Source organism: Ohtaekwangia koreensis (assembly GCF_900167975.1).
In the GTDB taxonomy this organism is placed as follows: Bacteria; Bacteroidota; Bacteroidia; order Cytophagales; family Cyclobacteriaceae; genus Ohtaekwangia; species Ohtaekwangia koreensis.
This window is the reverse complement of sequence record NZ_FUZU01000004.1, coordinates 652,347-669,525: the sequence shown is the minus strand read 5'-3', so window position 1 is coordinate 669,525 and position 17,179 is coordinate 652,347. Positions and strand designations below refer to the sequence as shown.

General features: G+C 43.4%; 7 protein-coding genes. 1 reads left to right on the top strand and 6 read right to left on the bottom strand.

Features of this window, described 5'->3' with window-relative positions:
* Positions 1–96 precede the first annotated feature (96 nt).
* Positions 97–540, top strand: a complete 444-nt coding sequence (locus B5Y40_RS26115; protein WP_079689802.1) for a type I restriction enzyme HsdR N-terminal domain-containing protein — start codon at positions 97–99, stop codon at positions 538–540.
* Positions 541–593: 53 nt separating this feature from the next.
* On the opposite strand, the gene B5Y40_RS26110 is transcribed toward B5Y40_RS26115, so the two are convergent.
* From B5Y40_RS26110 to B5Y40_RS26085, 6 genes are all read right to left on the bottom strand, one after another.
* A complete protein-coding gene (locus tag B5Y40_RS26110; RefSeq protein WP_079689801.1) occupies positions 594–6,827 on the bottom strand; it encodes a T9SS type A sorting domain-containing protein in 6,234 nt (2,077 codons plus the stop codon).
* A gap of 79 nt (positions 6,828–6,906) precedes the next feature.
* Positions 6,907–8,211 carry a hypothetical protein gene (locus B5Y40_RS26105; protein ID WP_143785950.1) on the bottom strand — a complete coding sequence of 435 codons (1,305 nt, stop codon included), beginning with the start codon at positions 8,209–8,211 and terminating at the stop codon, positions 6,907–6,909.
* The gene (locus B5Y40_RS26100; RefSeq protein WP_079689799.1) at positions 8,208–9,242 is read right to left on the bottom strand and encodes a porin family protein; all 1,035 of its coding nucleotides are present in this window, start codon (positions 9,240–9,242) and stop codon (positions 8,208–8,210) included. The genes B5Y40_RS26105 and B5Y40_RS26100 overlap by 4 nt, the downstream gene beginning before the upstream one ends.
* Positions 9,243–9,248: 6 nt before the next feature.
* Positions 9,249–12,404 carry an nSTAND1 domain-containing NTPase gene (locus B5Y40_RS26095; protein ID WP_079689798.1) on the bottom strand — a complete coding sequence of 1,052 codons (3,156 nt, stop codon included), beginning with the start codon at positions 12,402–12,404 and terminating at the stop codon, positions 9,249–9,251.
* Between the two features lie 2 nt (positions 12,405–12,406).
* Entirely contained in the window at positions 12,407–13,852 is a 1,446-nt protein-coding gene (locus B5Y40_RS26090) for a hypothetical protein (RefSeq protein WP_079689797.1), read from the bottom strand.
* A gap of 30 nt (positions 13,853–13,882) precedes the next feature.
* The gene (locus B5Y40_RS26085; protein ID WP_079689796.1) at positions 13,883–17,080 is read right to left on the bottom strand and encodes an MFS transporter; all 3,198 of its coding nucleotides are present in this window, start codon (positions 17,078–17,080) and stop codon (positions 13,883–13,885) included.
* Between the last annotated feature and the right edge of the window lie 99 nt (positions 17,081–17,179).

The window sequence follows — 17,179 nt, the reverse complement described above, 5'->3', positions numbered from 1 at the left end:
TTTAATTTTGAATTGTTATTTTGTACTCACAATTGTTGTGTTCACAATTCACATGGCCTTATAAAAGATTTTAGTTAAAAATAGTTTCTTTGCCGTATGGTTCAACTCAATCTTCCGGCCTTCGATCATCAGCTGAAGCAAGCCGATGGTAAACGTTGGATCTTTGATATTCTTCGCAGGAAATACCTTGTGCTTACTCCCGAAGAATGGGTTCGGCAACACTTCGTCCATTATATAATAAATGAATTGCAGTATCCGAAAGCGCTGATTAAAGTGGAAGGTGGACTTTCTTACAATAAACTTTCAAAGCGATCTGATATTGTCGTATTCAATCGGGATGGTAAACCTTGGATGGTAATTGAATGTAAAGCTCCGGATATACCTATAAACGACAGCACGGTTCAACAGGCATCGGTATACAATGCTACACTTCGCGCAAATTTCCTGGTGGTAACAAACGGCTTGCGTCATTTTCTTTTTCGTACCGATTGGAATAGTAACACCACCCGCGTATTGGACGCTATGCCTGAATATATATAAATTAAAAAAGGCTGTGTTCAACAGCCTTTTTTAATTTATAGGAAAATGATTTTCTACTGCTTGTTTGCTACAATGATTTTCTTACGGACTACTTCTCCTTTTGCAGATTTTAACTGAAGGATATATATACCACCGGCAAATTCCGAAGTGCTGATGACTTTCGTATTCTCACCATTTTTAAATTGACTGGTATATACTTCGCGTCCGAAGCCGTCAAGTAAACTTACCGGCAATGCCTGGCTGGCTGGTTGTGGCAATTGAATATTTAGTAATCCCTGTGTTGGGTTCGGATAAACATTTACTTCTGCCGCATATCCATGCTCTATACCGGTTACGAGATCAGGCTCAACAGTAGCATCCAATATTTTCGCCTGGTATACATTTTTATTTCCGCCTTCAATGCTCTGTAAAAATACCACGATAGCACCGTTTCCACTGGTAATCAGATTCCTGTTATTCCAGACTACTTCAGGGAGAGCGATGGTGCCCAGTGGAGCAATGTCTTCGGTGAGTTTTATACCGGCCGCTGTTGGAAGCATTTCCTTGGCCACAAAACTCAATTCTGTATCACCGTTACTTCCCAGCATAGAAGCTTCCGTGATGGACTTTTCAACAATAGCGGTAAATAGATTTATACCGGCTGTTGGAATCGTCTGGTTGGTGGCATTCGTGATACTGGTCTGAATCCTTACAAGTTCGCCATCCTTCACCAACACGGTGTTGATGCGAACGGCAGAAGGAGTTAGTACGCGATCATTATATAATTGTGTAAGGCCCGCGACATTATTTACTACGGATCCATCTAAACTAAACATCGATGTGTTTGTGATTCCATAGAACGCGGTTCTCGAATTGTTGATCTCTACGTTCGCCTTGTTAAGCGGATCTTCGCCTGGGAATGCTGTGTGGAATTCTATCTTCGCTACCTCCGTTGAGTTACTGGAGAATGCACTGAAGGCATCATTGTGCAGTTTTGTATTCGCTGCAGCCGATGTGTTGGTAAAGCTCTCCACCAATACGGTTCTGGTTCTTTCGCCAATGAAAACATTATCGAATGCAAACCCTTCTCTACGCGGTATATTACTTGCAAATGCAACTCTGAAAACTACATTAGGCTTGCCGATCAGGTTATCCAACTTGAAGATCGCTCTGCGCCATCCGCCATATATACCAGTCCAGCCCAAGTCGTTGGCAGATTGGTTACCAGGACTACTGGATATACCACTTTCATCATACCAGTTAGCACCCTGTCCGATTTGTCCAATGACAATCCAGTTTGCATCGTTCTCTATATTTCCATTTTCGTTATACTGAAGTACAGCACCATCATTTCCGGAAGGTGTATCAGACCAGATGTCGAGGGAGATGATAGGCTTTTGAGCTTGTGTAAAATCATAGCACTGACTAAGCACCCATGATTGTTCATTGCTATTACTGTTGCCTGTGAGGTTGGTGTCCCATGCATTTCCACCGCCACCTGCAGAAGCATCTTTGTTTATAACAGCTCCCGATGGTTTGCCATAAGCCCATGATGATTTTATACCACCAGCAATCCAGCCATCTGTACCGGCATCAAAGTCTTGTGAGTATGAATTTGTCTCTGTAATCGCAGGATATGCAGGAACGATGAACACTGGTTTTTGCACAGTATCCTTACAGTTGGCAATAGTCGTTACAATGAGTTGCACGGAATCAACACCAACCGATGTATAGTTTACAGTAGGATTTTTCCCTACTCCTGAAGTACCAATAGTTAATTGATTTGCTTTTGCAAAGTTCCAGGTATATGACTGAATATTCGCATCTGCAATGTTGGATGTATTGGCAAAGAAAGAAGTATTGGAACCTGTTACAGCATCGTAACAAACCTTCTCCCATGTAAATGTAGAGTTAGGATTCGGGTTAATGGTAACTGGAATTGGTGCAGGTGTAACAACACAACCATCCGAAGTAGTCATGGTATATTGAATCAGGAAGTTTCCAAGGCCACCGAAAATATGGTTTGGACTAAAATATGTACCCGTTGTTTTTCCGAGGTTTGTTCCCGCAGGTACATTTCCATCACCAGCCACCAGAGATGTTCCATCTCCAAAGGTCCAACCAGTACTGGCAATGGTAGACGTTGATGAACCCGGAACCATCGTTGAGTTGTTGGTAATGCTTACCGGGAATCCGTTACAAGCAGTTCCTATACTGATAGAAGGATTGATAGTAGGAAGTATAGTAATTGCTAAGTCTTGAGTATTAGAACAAGTTGTTGATGGATTTTGATATACCAAGTGTAAATTATAACCACCGGGTGAAAGCAAAGAAGGATTTAATTGAACCGTACCTGCGCCAGGATTAGGCACCAACGCTGAGCCTATACCTCCGGAACCAGACCATGATCCATTAGGAGCCGTAAGACCTTGATCTCTTGCTTCGAATGTAACAAAGCCTCCTGTAACACAAATTCTGTTTACATCCGGTATAGATGCAATGATATCAAGACCAGGCAGAGGTTTTACAGTAATTGTAATTTTTGTGCGTGCACCTTCACAACTGTTTACAGTTTGCGTTGCCGTAAAGCTATAGATCGCAGCTACTGTATTATTGATTCCCAGGTTAGCCGCTGAAGGATTACTTCCCGAATATATAAGAGCATCTGTAGCATCATACCATTTCACATTTGATCCGGTCACTACCAGGTCGCTGTTTGGTATAGCTTGATTAACGCAATACTCGCGGCTGAAATCTGATACTGGCGCACCTGGACTTGCATTTACCACTACTGCAAGTGAGAGTGGTGCTTGTGTACTCTCGCATCCGTTGATCGTTCGGGTTACATAAAAATTAGATGTTCCGGCAATCAAATTACTTACAGGGGGAAGGAATGAATTTCCTATACCCACTTGGTTGGTAGGAGGATTGTTAGAATACCAACTATAGGTTGTTCCAGGAATAGAAGATGCAGTAAAGGAACTTACCGTAGTGCCCTGACAAAGTTCTATCGTTGTACCCGGACTAATGTTCCCCGTTGGGACAATGGACGGACGTGCACTGACTGTGATCACCTGAGGATCGGATGTACTGCTACAAAGCGTTGCCGGATCCTGATAGGTATAGGTTATATTGAAATTTACAGGTGTAGCGGTAGTCACTCCCGATACAGATGCGGGGTTAAACGTCCAGACGGTAGGCGTTCCTCCACTTGAAATAGAAGTTTGCTTCCCGGCCGAAGCGGTGAAGAAATCCGTTCCTGTTGAATTTGAATTGGCAGGATCTCCGGTTAATACGACCGGAGGTTCATCGGCACAGAAGAATGTTTTCGGCATCGAAAAATTTGGCTTTTGTGCTTTCTTGATGGTAACGAATTGCCACTCTGTACTGGTGAACAGTCCGTTCGATACTGTGAACCCTATATATATACCATAAATACCAGTATAAGTCTGAGTCGCGATATAAATGGATTCGTATAGTTTGGGATCAAAGACATTCGCGGCTGGTGTTGTAAGATCTACCGGTGTAAATGATGCATAGTTATAGTATACAAATTTCTGAAAAGTGTAGCCAGCACCGTATCGTGTGGTGATGTATACCGGGCTAACTGATAGAGCCGGTGATTGCGCATCATTATCACAATACTTTGTTTGTAGTCCAGAGATGTTCGTTACATAAACTTCAAATGTTTTTGAGAAGGTAAACGAACATTGCTGTGCAGATGCATCTGTATAGGTATAGGTAATGGTATAATTTCCAGGAGATAGCGAGGAAGGGTTGAATTTATATTTACCACCAGTAAATGTTACTCCTGATCCTGTAAATACTCCGACTCCGGGTGTTGCTGGCGATCCATCAAGTTGTATAGCATTTGAACTTTGATTGAAACGTGTTTCATTGGGGTTAACAAGGGCATCTCCGGATACTGTAAATCCTAAGCCTGGAGGAGGTGTGCCCAGTGCTGCCGTTACAGTTCCATGTTGCGTTCCTACAGGGTCACCGGCAATGGTTGCTGTTCCACCTATACGTGTTATACTCGTGCTGGCAGGTGCTGTTGATCCCGGATAACGAATCTTTAAACCGGAGATCGTGATCGTATTGATGTTAGATGTTCCGCTAATGTTATAGCTGAATTGAACAACGTTTTCTCCTGGATAACTTAATGTTGTTGGAGCAGATATATCGGAGCCACCACCCACTACCGGTGCCGTTGTAACGGTTTGGTCGAAAATAAAACCGGTTGGTAATGCCAGCGAAAAAGAAGATGTACCGTTGTTGGCAAAATCACCCGGGTCAGCTTCTGTAATTACAATGTTGCCCAAGGTTTGAAATGATCCGCCATAGCAAAGATTAAGCGTGGCTGGTTTTGTTATGTTAACACCGGCACTGCTGATCACTACTGTGCCCGTAGCATCATTTAATACATCACCATGCAAATCATCAAAAGCATCAAGCGTATAGGTACCGGCCAGGTTGAACTGTAGTTGTGTCCATGTATATTGTCCTGCCACAAGGCTCGGATTCAACGGTTGAGCACCACTTGATAATACTCCTGAACCTCCGGATCCCGTAAGATCAATTTGTCCGGTATAGTCAAGATCAAGGTTGTTGTAAGGATTGGAATCCAGGGCACGCACTGTGAGACTGAAGTTCGTACTGATCGGTGTAGTCGGTGGGTTTGCCTGAAAAACTAATTTACTTGCAGTCACATTGATTTGGTTCGTTGTACCCGCAGTTGTAGTGGATGCACCGCCAGCATTCGCACTTGCAAAACCTGATCCTGCAGCACCAGCCGATACACCTGTAATAGTGATGTGAATGGTTTGTTTATCCGTAACAGTTTGCTGAAATGTAGCGCGTACATTAATGTTAAAAGTTCCATCATCAGCAACCGTTATAGGGGTCGTTGGCGTGAAGGTTACGTTCGTACCACTAACAGTTTGCTCGGTGCCCGGTATTTCAGTATCGGTATCATCATTGAAGAGTGCAATGGATCTTACGTTAGCAAAGTTTGCAATTTGTACTGTTATAGAGTTTACGATTGTTGTTTTTGTATCAGGATCAGCGGAGCCACCACCATCGCGAATTGTAAAATCGCCAAGGGTAAGACTGTTACTTTGATTGTCTGCAATCGACCCGCTTTGGTAATTCTTATACGAGATAGAAGCAGTAGTGCCTCCCGTAAAAGTTATATCAGATGTACCGGAGAATGTAACATCGTTATCAGTAGTGAAACCTCCTGATGTCCTATAGTTATAGGTTTCAGAATTTGTGGTATTCCAGTTGAACGGTATAACCGAGTAATAGTAATCAGTGCCTGCACTAAGTCCTGTGTCGTTGAAAGAGGTAGTACCTGAATTGGTAATCGTAGTTACATATGTACTTGCTCCTAATGCAAGTGATGTAGGTGCTACACCGTCCTGTACACTTGCTGTAGAAGGACCTGAACCAACTCTACGGAGAATTACATATCCATTTGTATTCGTAAGCGTGCTAAATGCTGAAAATGTAAGATTGATCTGAGTGCTACTTACTGCGGTAGCTGTAACAGATGCAGGTTGGCCACCTGGCAAAGTAGAGTAGGTATAAAACGAAGACTCAGAAGAAAGTGCTGAGCCCGCTACGTTGGTGGCATAGGCAGCATAAAAGATTCGAGTGCCCGATGGTAAGACTGTGCGAGCGTGCGTAAAAGTACTCACCGTGGTGCCACCTTCCGATTGCTTATTATCGGCAATGGTAACACCGGCACTTGTTTTCCATACGGTACCACGTTCTGTTAACGCATTACCGCCGTTTGAAGTAACAGTACCACCTAATGTTGCGTCAACTTCATTAACACCCGTAGCGGTAGGGCTTGTTACGGTCGGAACTTTGGTAGAGGCTGTAGCGGTAGGGGCTGCGGGAGATGTTTTAAAGTCAGGATTCGTAGCACCACCTGTTTTATAAGGATATATAGTGAATTCAAAATCAGTATTCAGCGGAAGGCCGGTCCATGTATAGGTGTTGGCGCCTACGGCATGGGTAACATTTTGTGCTCCTGCATTATCCGTCAGATCATTATCATTTGCTATAGCGCTGTTATCGGCTACAGCAGTGAATGTTCCAGAGGGAAGTGCTCGCACCAGAATTACATAGTCGCTTGGCAGGTTTGCACCTAAAGAGCCTATCCAGTTCAACGTGATGGAAGTACCGCTTTGCGTTGCAGCCGAAAATCCAGTGGGATATGCAGTGGGCTCCTGTGCAAAGGCACAGAATCCTATAATTGAAAGACAGAAAACGAGAAGAATCTTCTTGGTAGAATTATTCATAACTTGAATAATAAGGGTTTGTAAACTATATAAGCTTTCCTTGCAGGATAGGTTGTACTATACTATATATCGATAACGATCAGTCTTTCAACTCACCGTTCATATCAGTTTTCATAATAAAGATGGAAGACAACCCCGATAGATCATTCGATCCGCAGATCAGTAAACCACCATCGGATGTTTCCCGGATACTGTTAACGGTTTCATTGCCGGATCCACCGAGTATTTTGGTCCACTGTACATTGCCCTGGCTATCGATCTTTACCAGCAGAATATCTTTTCCACCCTTACCCAGGCTTGGCGTTGTAAGCACAGTGCCTGCCAGTATAAAGCCACCATCGCGTGTGGACGTGAGCGCATCTCCTGTATCATCGCTTGACGATACCTCTGCATTCACAGATGTGTTGTCGGTTAGAAATCGTTCACCATCAAAATAACGCTCGCTTCCTTCTATGATATTTCCCTGTTGGTTTACGCGAATGAAAAACATATTTCCATTGGCGCCAGTAGGGGATGCATAGGTGCCAATCACGCCATACCCGAAAGCAACAGACTCCGAAGGTTGAATGTCGTTAGCATATAACTGTTGATCGGTCTGCTCGCCGTATTGTGAGAAATTTTCAAACGTAGAATTTTCCTGGATATAGGGTATACCGAGATACGAGCGTGAGAAGTTTTGATTTTCTTTCAGCAATGCAGTAGCCCAAATGATTTTTCCCGAAGGTGCTATATGTAGCGATTTGGAATTGACATAGTCCCGATCCAGAACATCGTAGGTCTTTGACCAGATGGTATCCAGTGACGATGGATCGAGTGCCGCAAGATAAGGTCTCTCCGTTGTGGACAGGCCAGCATTCTTGAATGAACCAAGTACGATCACTTCGTTTTGAGCGCCTAATGTAACCGAGCCTCCGTGGATATCGGTAATATTGGAGCTGTTCTTTTTATCAGCAAGGACTACCTTTTTCACAATCGTGCCTGTTAGATCTAACTTGAACAAGCGGGCCGAGTATACAACCAGGTCATACACAGATATATCACTTGATTCAAGGTTCGATTTTATACTGTCACCGATAATGTAGTAACCGTCAGATGCTACCTTTAACCCCTTTGCATAACCATCCGGCAGCACAACGTCATCTGCGATTTTCTCTCCGTATTCATTCGTACGGATGAACAAGCTGTTTTGATTCCCATTGGCCAATAACTCGTTTCCGAGGATAACAAACCCGCCATCGACTTCTTCAGCTGTGATTCCATATACATTGTGTGCTGCCTCGTAAAACCGGATGAATGTATTTCGATTTTCCGGCTTAGCATCTTCTATATTATTACAAGCCCAGCAACACATCAAAAGCCCTAGTAGACAAATCCGTAAGCTCATTTTCTTTTGTTCAGTTTTTTCGGGTTGAAGATGTTGTGAACGTACCCTGCAGTAACAGCCAGAGAGTTCAGTTTATAGGTGCTGTCGGCATAGCCATATTCGAATGGTAAACTGCTGTCGACACCGAAAGCAGTTTTGGCGGAGTTGATTTTTGTAATGCCGTACAGAAAGCGTACTTCGGTGATAATGTAACCACCACCTAATGTGAAATGCGCTCCTGCTGAAAGAATAGCACTGAGGTTGAATTTCTCGCGCTCGGGTGTAATATCAAATGATTTCTCTTCAATGAACTGATATCCTTTTCGTGTTCTGCTTCCACTCAGGGAAGAGCTCAGCAGGTAATCAGCTTCAACTCCTATAGCTATATAGGGTTTGAATTTTATTTTGTTGAATTGATAGCGGAGGCTAACGGGTAAGGATAGCCATGTTTGGTTTTCCTGAGCGAGTGTCGTAAAAGTAGTGTCTGTGAAATTTACACGATTGGTATATTCAAATTTACGCTGCACGAGTCCGAGCTCCGGGTTCAATACTAAATTTTTCCCGAAAGGAATTTCTCCTGTAAAATGAAACTGTAAACCGATCTTATAGCCATACTCACTTTTGCCATCGTTGGCTTCTACGGCCGTTACTACATTGGGTGTGCTGGCATTAACACCAAGCTTACCACCAATGCGATAAATTGGTTTTGTTCTGAACGTGTTATAGAGTGCAATAAACTCTGCAGGGTCTGTGCTTCGGTTAATTTCAAAGTAATGATCGGTACGGAGCAGGTTCAACATCGCTTCATCAGCTTTCTCCGGTTCTTCCAGGTATATATAGGATAAACATAGAAGCTTATAGGCTTCTACTTTTTCCTGTTGAGAAAACCCGCTGGCGACACATTTCTCAAGTAACGCTGGTATTTCATGCAAGCGTCCTTGCTCGTATGTAGAGCGAGCCAGACGAAGGGTCTGCGCACATGAAGTTAATTGTGCAAAGCTTTCGCTGGAGAGAAGAAGGACAAGAATAAAAAAGGGTAGAAGTCTTTTCATGCGCAATCAATTATTATTGGGTGGCAACGCAGCACAAGTTGATTCGTAAGGCAAGTCATCACCCACAAAAATTTCCCACTCGTCTTTATTGATATTTCGTTTAACTTTTTCGCAGAGTATAGTTGACATAACCGGAATCTTGGTAGGCCATGCATGGATGGTGTGCTCGATTCCTTTTACAGTCTCAGTTGAACTGTGAACGCTGGCAAGCAACTGCTCATCGTCCGGTGTAAAGGCAACGCTCCATACCCAGTCGCTGTGATCACTTAATACGATAGGTTGTTCCTTCAACCGGTTTATATTCCACAGACGTACTGTTTTATCTTTGCTGGCAGTAGCCATGAAAGAACCTGTGTGATTAAAACGTATCTGCTCGATAGAAGAAGTATGGCCGGAGAGTATACGGATTACCATTCCAGTCTGGCTGTCGAAAATTTTAACGACTCCAGTATTATCACCTATAACAATTCGTCTTCCTTCCGAAGCAAAAGTTACTGCCGTAAGGTGAGGGCCAAGATCTTTGATCTCCGTTACTGCATAATTGTTTTTTACATCCCATATATATAGGCTACCGTTCTCACCCGCACCGGCAAGTTTAGTTCCATCCGTACTGAGATCTATAGCGTTGATCTTTACTTTGGAGTTTATCACTTCCTGGCTTTTCGACAAATCGGAATAACGAATGCTCTTTCCAGAATTATCACGAGCAAAGAAACCTTTATTATCAGGAGTAAAATTCAAGTTCTCGATCGCGTAAGTATACCCGTCAATTTTCTTGGGAGATGCCGACATGTTATTCAGATTGAACAACTCAACATAGTTCTTCAACTCGTTTTGAGTATTCAACCCTGAGGCTACCAGCCAGTTTCCATCCGGACTAACATCCAGGGAATAGTATTGATAGTTTGCCTGCGTGATCAGTATTTCAGATTTCCACTGATTGCCTTGCTCGTTCCAGCGTATGATCTTTCCATCGCTACCCGCTGAATATATAGTATTGTTTGCAAGCCTTGTAACCAACGCCCGTGCTGCGCCACGTTCGTGTGCTTCCAGACTTTTTGTAAGTGCGTGATCTTGCTTTTTCAGCGCAAAGTACAGGCCGTTATAGATATCGTTATCATATACGTATCCTTCGTGTTCCGAATTAAATTTAAAAGCCTGCTGAGCGATAAGAGCTTGTTGTTCTACATCGTTAAGCTCTTTTGATTTTACAGCCATCGCTTTTGCCTGCGCTATATAGCGTTGACGCAATGCTTCTGCTGCATTTCGAATCGCGATAAGCTCCTGCTCTTTGGCGATCTTTTCATTGGTCTGTGCACGTTGCGCGTTGACACGGGCTTCTTCCGCATTTCTGCGTGCAGCCTGTGCGTTGCGTTTTGCGAGTTCCGCATTTTGAATAGCGGTTCGCTCGGCAGCTTCTGCAAGTTCACGTTGCTTTGCTTCCGCTTCCTTCGCAGCAAGAGCGGCTTCGCGCGCTTTCTCGGCTTCAACTCTTTTTTCGTCCGCCTCTTTCTCAGCCAGACGAGCAGCGTCAGCATTTTTCTCAGCTTGTAAACGCTGAACTTCTGCACGATTGAATTGTTTGTCGGCCTCTGACTTTTGAACAAAGGCATACATCAAAAACAAGAGACAAATAACTACAGCTGTTCCCAGTACTAATGCTACAATACGCGCACGTTTAAGTTTTCGTTTCTGTTCAAGTTCTTTAATCCGTTGCTCGGTTTCCCACTCCTTCTTCGAGTACTCGAGGAAGATCATGGTGCGCTCGAATGCAGGGTTATAGCGTTGTCCCCACACAAGCGTGGGCTTATGCTTGGCCTGCCAGTTAAGCGCCAGCTGTAAATCTGGTGGACGCCACAAACCAGCTTTGCCTACCTGGTGCATCGCAGCTGCCTCTGCAAGCCTGGTATACATCTGCACAGCGTCAGCTTCATCGTCTACCCAGTTTTTCAACCGTACCCATATGCGCATCAAGCTTTCGTGTGATATATCAACCATCGACTTCGAGGTGATGGCCGATCCATAGGCAGGTGTCAACAGTGATCGTCCTTGTTCACGGAACAAATCAATAACACCAATAACATCTTGTTCGGATACATCCGCTATAGATGCAATTTCATTTAATCTTGTAGGCCTGCGGATACCAAAGTTCTCACCACGTTTTTCGGTGATCGCTTTGAATAACAATTCGCAGATACGTTTCTGATCTTCATCCAATTCGTCAAAGGCTTCGTTCGCGTGTTGCGACAATGCTTCTGACATCGTACCAATAGCTTCGTAATGTTTTAAGTCAACATTCTCTTCCTCGAAATCACGGTATGCAGACCAGTAACTCCAGGTACGCATCAAGGCGTGCTGAAGGATAGGAAGCTGATCAGGGTTATCACCAAGGTCATTCAATAATTGCTGAACCAGGCGTGGTGCTATAGTAGCACCACCTACTGCTACCGGACCTTCAATCGCTTTTCGTTTTTGATCGCGTGTAAGTTGAGGTATCAGGTAATGGCTATCATTTATCTTACGCGTAAGTTCGGGGAACTGCGCGCAGTCTCCGATAAAATCAGAGCGCATCGTGATCGCTACATATATAGGGGCATCCGGATAATTGGCAGCCTCTATCAGCAGGTTTACGAACGCGAGCGTTTCATTTACAGAGTTGCTGTCATGTCCTTCTTTAAAGCGGAAGAGTTCTTCGAACTGATCGACCAGTACAAGGTAATTGACATCAGCTTCCTTACGCGTTTGTTCAATCGCCTCAACCAATCCAAGTGAACTGCTTCGAAGCAATGTTGAGAAGATGGTGCGTTTGATTTTCTTCTCTTCCGTTTCGGCAGCTATATACTCTGGATTGTTTTTAAGAAGTGCTTCTGCTAAATTATCGATAGGGCCTGCACCAGGTCGTGTTACAACCACCTCCCAATTGGGGCTCGCATCAGTCAGAAATCCTCCGTAGAGGATCGGCATCACACCACAATAAATGAAAGAAGATTTACCACTTCCTGAAGGGCCGATCACACCAACGAAGCGATTCTTCGAAAGCTTGAGCAGTACCTCATCACTTTGTCCTTCACGGCCAAAGAAGAGATGACTTTCTTCAATCTTAAAAGGCCGCAGACCCGGGAATGGATTTGCGGTCAACGTATCAACGGTTACCTCACGCATGGTTAGGCTTTAAATTCCTGTAAAAAATTCTGAATCAATGCTGTCGTGTCATAATTTCCATCGATGACACGCAGGTTCTGATTTTTATAGTTTTCTGCATTCATGGATGAGCCCGCTGCTGTAACAATTGCTTTTGCTACGATTGGTTTTTTACGACCAAAGCCAGGAGCCTTCAGAAGGTCGAGTGCCTTCATGCGCACCCACTGCTCATTTACTTTTCCTTTATAGATGATTGCACCATCAAGTTTGCGCAGATTCTCTATATGCTTTTGTCTGAGTTCAAGAAGCTCTCCTTCAAATTCAGGAATCAATACTTCGAAGCCTGACTTCTCAAGAATTTCAATAAACGGTTTCGCTTCGTTGTGATCTATTTTATCATGCATGAAATAAATAGAACGTCCTCCTGTTTCCGGAGTAATCTTTTTATCGCTGGCCTCTTCCAGTTCTTCACGCATAATATTCTTGAAATCTTCCAGTGGTGTTTGTAAGATCTCGGCACCTTCCTGCGCTTCTACATCACGTTTTATATTTTCAATAAATGCTTTTTGGCGTTCACTGGCATGCGTCAGGTTTGGAGAGATCCAAATGAGTCGCGTAAACTCCTGATTGTTTTCTTTTGATTGTATACTCTTCTCGGCAGCCAGTTTATTTTGTATGTCTACAACGGATTTATCTGCACCTTCCGGGATTTCACCATAGGCGCTTCCGATCAAATGGATTGAAAGACTGGATTCATCAAGTCCTCTGCGCACCACTTTTTCAAAATCACCTACATTTCCGGGAAGTGTCTGGTTAGGTAAAATGTTATAGCCATGCCGTTGTAATTCACGCTTGATGATGTTACGCTGCACAGACAAATCATGGCCAGTCTCTGCCAGATATATCGTTTTTCTTTTATATATATTCTTTATTTCTGCAGGGGAGGAGGTGTCTTTCAGGAAGAGGAGGATTTCATAGATGTCATACGCCAGGTCAACCATCTTCATCCAGTATTGCCGCTCAGCTTCTGTGCTGAAGTAATCAGTATACTCGCGGATCTCACCTGAATCCGGATCGAGCTGATACATTTCATATCCGAGCAGTTCGCGTAAACGCGGAGGTTGCTCCAGTACATTGAGCGGAGTTCTGAATACTTTAAAAACACGATTCCTGTTTTTAACATTCGGCTCAATGGATTTATAGAAAGCTTCTACGTGATCGAGACAGCCACCGGATTGGATAAAATCTTTTGAAAGTATAGGAATCAATACTCCCGCATTGTCAAGCTGCGGAGATGTCATCGTATCGTATTCTCCTTTGAGTATAATGTTAGGTTTTTCGCCAAGTACCTGCGTAAGCATTAACTCCAGGAATTTTTTGAAATGAGAAACCCAGCCCGGTTCGTTCTTCCCGGTAGTCTCATTGTCGCGATCTGCGAACACGATGAGTACGTCAATATCAAAGGCCATGGGTGAGGAGGTATAGGTTAATTTATAAGATTAAGGTTGAGGTATAGGGTGTTTATTTTCTTCATTTATATTTCGGATCAGCCCCTGAACAAGTTCATGGTGATTTGCCATTACGAAATAGAAGTCCATCAGGTTTACTTTAAATACAACAGATCTTTCGGTCGCTTCTATTTCCTGAACAGGAACTACATATCCATCGCTGAAAAGTTCTCCATAAATACTGCCTTGATTGAGGGTAGTAATCTCCGTACCGTTATTCTTGAGCTTCACACTGCCAAAAGCTACCAACAACAAAGGAGCATTATGCGCATCGTGATTAAACTTGATCTTCTCTGCAAAATCCAGATCCAGTGGAGTTATTTTATCGGCCAAATCGCTGAGTAACGCTCCATGGATGTCCTTAAAGTTAGGCATCTGTTTGATAAACATCACCATCTCGATCCACAGGAAGAAGCCATCATTCAATCCATCCAACAGTTGGTTGTTCTCAATGGAAGAGTCTATAAATTTCTTGTCACGTTCAGGTAAACGCTCGAGTATATCATTGTAAGCTTTCCGGTCTTTGTGATAGATTACCCATGCAGCCGTTTCCTGTAAAAGCTTGTCTTTATTGAACATCTGTGCGATGAGACCACGGCTGATTCTGAAATCCGGAATGAAGGCAGAAGCGTGTACAGCACATGCCTTTGTCCAACGGTTATTTAAATTGAAGTCGCGGTTCAATATATAGTTTATAACCTGGATGGGATTATAACTTTCACGCGCAAAATGTAGTTGAAGGTGTTTGAGTTTTACCGGAGTAGGAGAGTCATCCAGTAGCGGAAGTAACTTTGGTTTTAACTCCTGATCGATAAATAAATCGAGCAACTCCATGGCAAAAGCAATGTTGTCGGGTTCGCGTGTCTCAATGTTTTCACGCACCAGCTGTACCGACTGAGGATCGTACAAGATCGACAGTAACATATATATCTGGTCGTAGTTATCGGACACTTCTTCCTGCAGCGCTTGCTTCAGGAAGAAAAATTCAGGAGTATCCGAAAGTTCATCCAGTGCAGCCAGGTTCCAGATCGCTTTACCGATTTCGCTTTCGAGCAGGTTGAGTACATCACGAACTTCTCTTCCGCGAGCCTGGTAGTTCAAATATCGAAGCGAGTACAATATCTGCTTCACGATACGCTTATCCGGGTAATCTGCTTTTTTCCATTGCAGCTGTAAAGAATAACGTCCGCCAATGCGGCCCATGATCTGTACGATACGTAGCATCACCAGGTCGCTTTGTCCTGATTTATGGAAAGCAGATTCAAGTGTTGGCAATACTGATTCACCTACTTCTTTTAATGCTGCGGCTGCGTGATGGCTATAGGACGGAGATCCTAATAATTCAATTAGTACAGGCCAGGTTTCCTGGCGCTTTACTTTGCGTGAAGTATAGAGCGCTTCATACCGAACTTTAGGATCTGCATCACGAAGCAATTCCAATAGAATGAAAATTGTTTTCTGACTAATAAGTTTCCGGAGAAGTTTTGTAGCCAGGATACGGTCGCCTTGTTTGACAGATTTGCTGAGCTTTAAAAGTTTCTCAGGCGAGATGGAGAGAAGATCACTGTCTTCCAAATCACCGTAAGCTCTTTCAGCTAGCGAGCGTATTTCAGTTTTATTCGAATCAGTCTGAAGTCCTAGTGCCTGAATTTTTTCCAACGCGTATTTCCGAACGATAGATGATTCACTGCTGGCAAGGCGTGTAATTGTAGTTTCAAAAACAGCAGGCTCAAGCTTTTCCATCAGCGTTAAGCCATACAATACTTTGTCTTCAGCTGTGCTGTTGATTTCTTTTTCGAGCACTGTGCTCACAGTATATTTCCGTTCCGACTTGCCTGATATTCGGGACTTATTCCGCGAAAGCGTTTCCTGCAATGTATACCGATAGTTGACGTGCATCCGGTTTGCAACGATATACCAGATGATAAGCAACGGGAAGGTAAAGATAGATATATAGAGGAGGTCGAACAGTTCAACACGGTTGATAAGAATGATCAGCGCACCAGCCAGTAAACTTGCAAAAGCAGTTACAAGTCCTTCAATCTTGGTTTGTACATCGATGCGCATGTGACTTTCAATCGGCAGCAGATAAAGCTTGAAGGCAGGGTTGTCGAGTGAATCCTTTAGCGATCGCGTAAATAATTTACTGACTGCAATAACCAGGAAGAAGATTACAAACAGGTTATCGGTAGGTGAATATCCGAAGATAAGACCCAGGCCGATGGCGGCCAGTGTAAAAAGTCCAATCAGCAATGGGCTAACGAGCAAGGCTACACGCATACCATATTCCTGAATGATGCGGTCTGTGGCAAGGGTTTGGAATAAGAAACTGAAAATGACAATGGTCATTTCAAAATAGCTGATGAAACTTCCCAGGCGCTCCTGGTCTGTGAAGAAGAGTGTTGTAACGTTCAGGAACGAATAGTCAACGAAGTTCAGCGCCATCATGGATGCCACCACAAACAACGACATGTAAAATATATAGCGGTTTTGACGGAAGTCGTTGAAGCGAAGTTTTTGATAAATAGCTTTTTCTTCTGCGAACGTTCTGCCTTTGCTCAGGTATTTGATGGATAAGAAAATGAATGTTATCAGGAACAGAACCGCACACACGAGTGATATAGTATAGAGCGATTCAACTGAAATACCCTCTGAACCTTCAAAGAAAATCTTGGGGTCTAGCAATTGGGGGATGGAGAAGAATGCTATGAACGAAGCGATCAAAGCCCCCATATCCACAGTACCCACTAATCGTTTTGATTGACGCAGGTTGAAGAGACGGCTGAAGGCTCCCCAAAAGTTCAGATATAGTATAAAAGAAAAGGGAATGATCTGCGTAAAGCCGAGAAAGAAAATGGTGTTGGAGTCGCTGAAGAACGATTCACCAAACTCTATAAATGCTGTTAAGACGGTGATTACCAAAAGACTAAGAATCGCCAAAGAAGGAAACGAGATTCTGTTTTGAAGAAAATTGTACAGAATTGTTGCAACCAGGCCAAACGCACCCGAGACCAAAAGCGCCATAGGAAGGTCTGCCTTTTCATCAAAATGTTGTAGAAAAAGCGTTTGAGATGCAACGCTAATTGTGGCTAAAAAAAAGCCCATGAAAAAGCTCATCATCACGAGAAGGCCTACACGACTGCCTTCACCGCTCTTAACATCCAGAAATTGAAGTATTTGTGCCCTCATGCAATTCGCCCAATAGTCCTAAAATTGGTAATAATCCAACTAAAATCCTATAAGGCGCATTATTTTAGGTTATATTAAATTGTTTGACGTTATACTTTT

Coding starts and splice junctions, on each gene's coding strand:
- B5Y40_RS26115 (WP_079689802.1), top strand. CDS start 97: ATGGTTCAACTCAATCTTCCGGCCTTCGATCATCAGCTGAAGCAAGCC.
- B5Y40_RS26100 (WP_079689799.1), bottom strand. CDS start 9,242: ATGAAAAGACTTCTACCCTTTTTTATTCTTGTCCTTCTTCTCTCCAGC.
- B5Y40_RS26105 (WP_143785950.1), bottom strand. CDS start 8,211: ATGAGCTTACGGATTTGTCTACTAGGGCTTTTGATGTGTTGCTGGGCT.
- B5Y40_RS26090 (WP_079689797.1), bottom strand. CDS start 13,852: ATGGCCTTTGATATTGACGTACTCATCGTGTTCGCAGATCGCGACAAT.
- B5Y40_RS26095 (WP_079689798.1), bottom strand. CDS start 12,404: ATGCGTGAGGTAACCGTTGATACGTTGACCGCAAATCCATTCCCGGGT.
- B5Y40_RS26085 (WP_079689796.1), bottom strand. CDS start 17,080: ATGAGGGCACAAATACTTCAATTTCTGGATGTTAAGAGCGGTGAAGGC.
- B5Y40_RS26110 (WP_079689801.1), bottom strand. CDS start 6,827: ATGAATAATTCTACCAAGAAGATTCTTCTCGTTTTCTGTCTTTCAATT.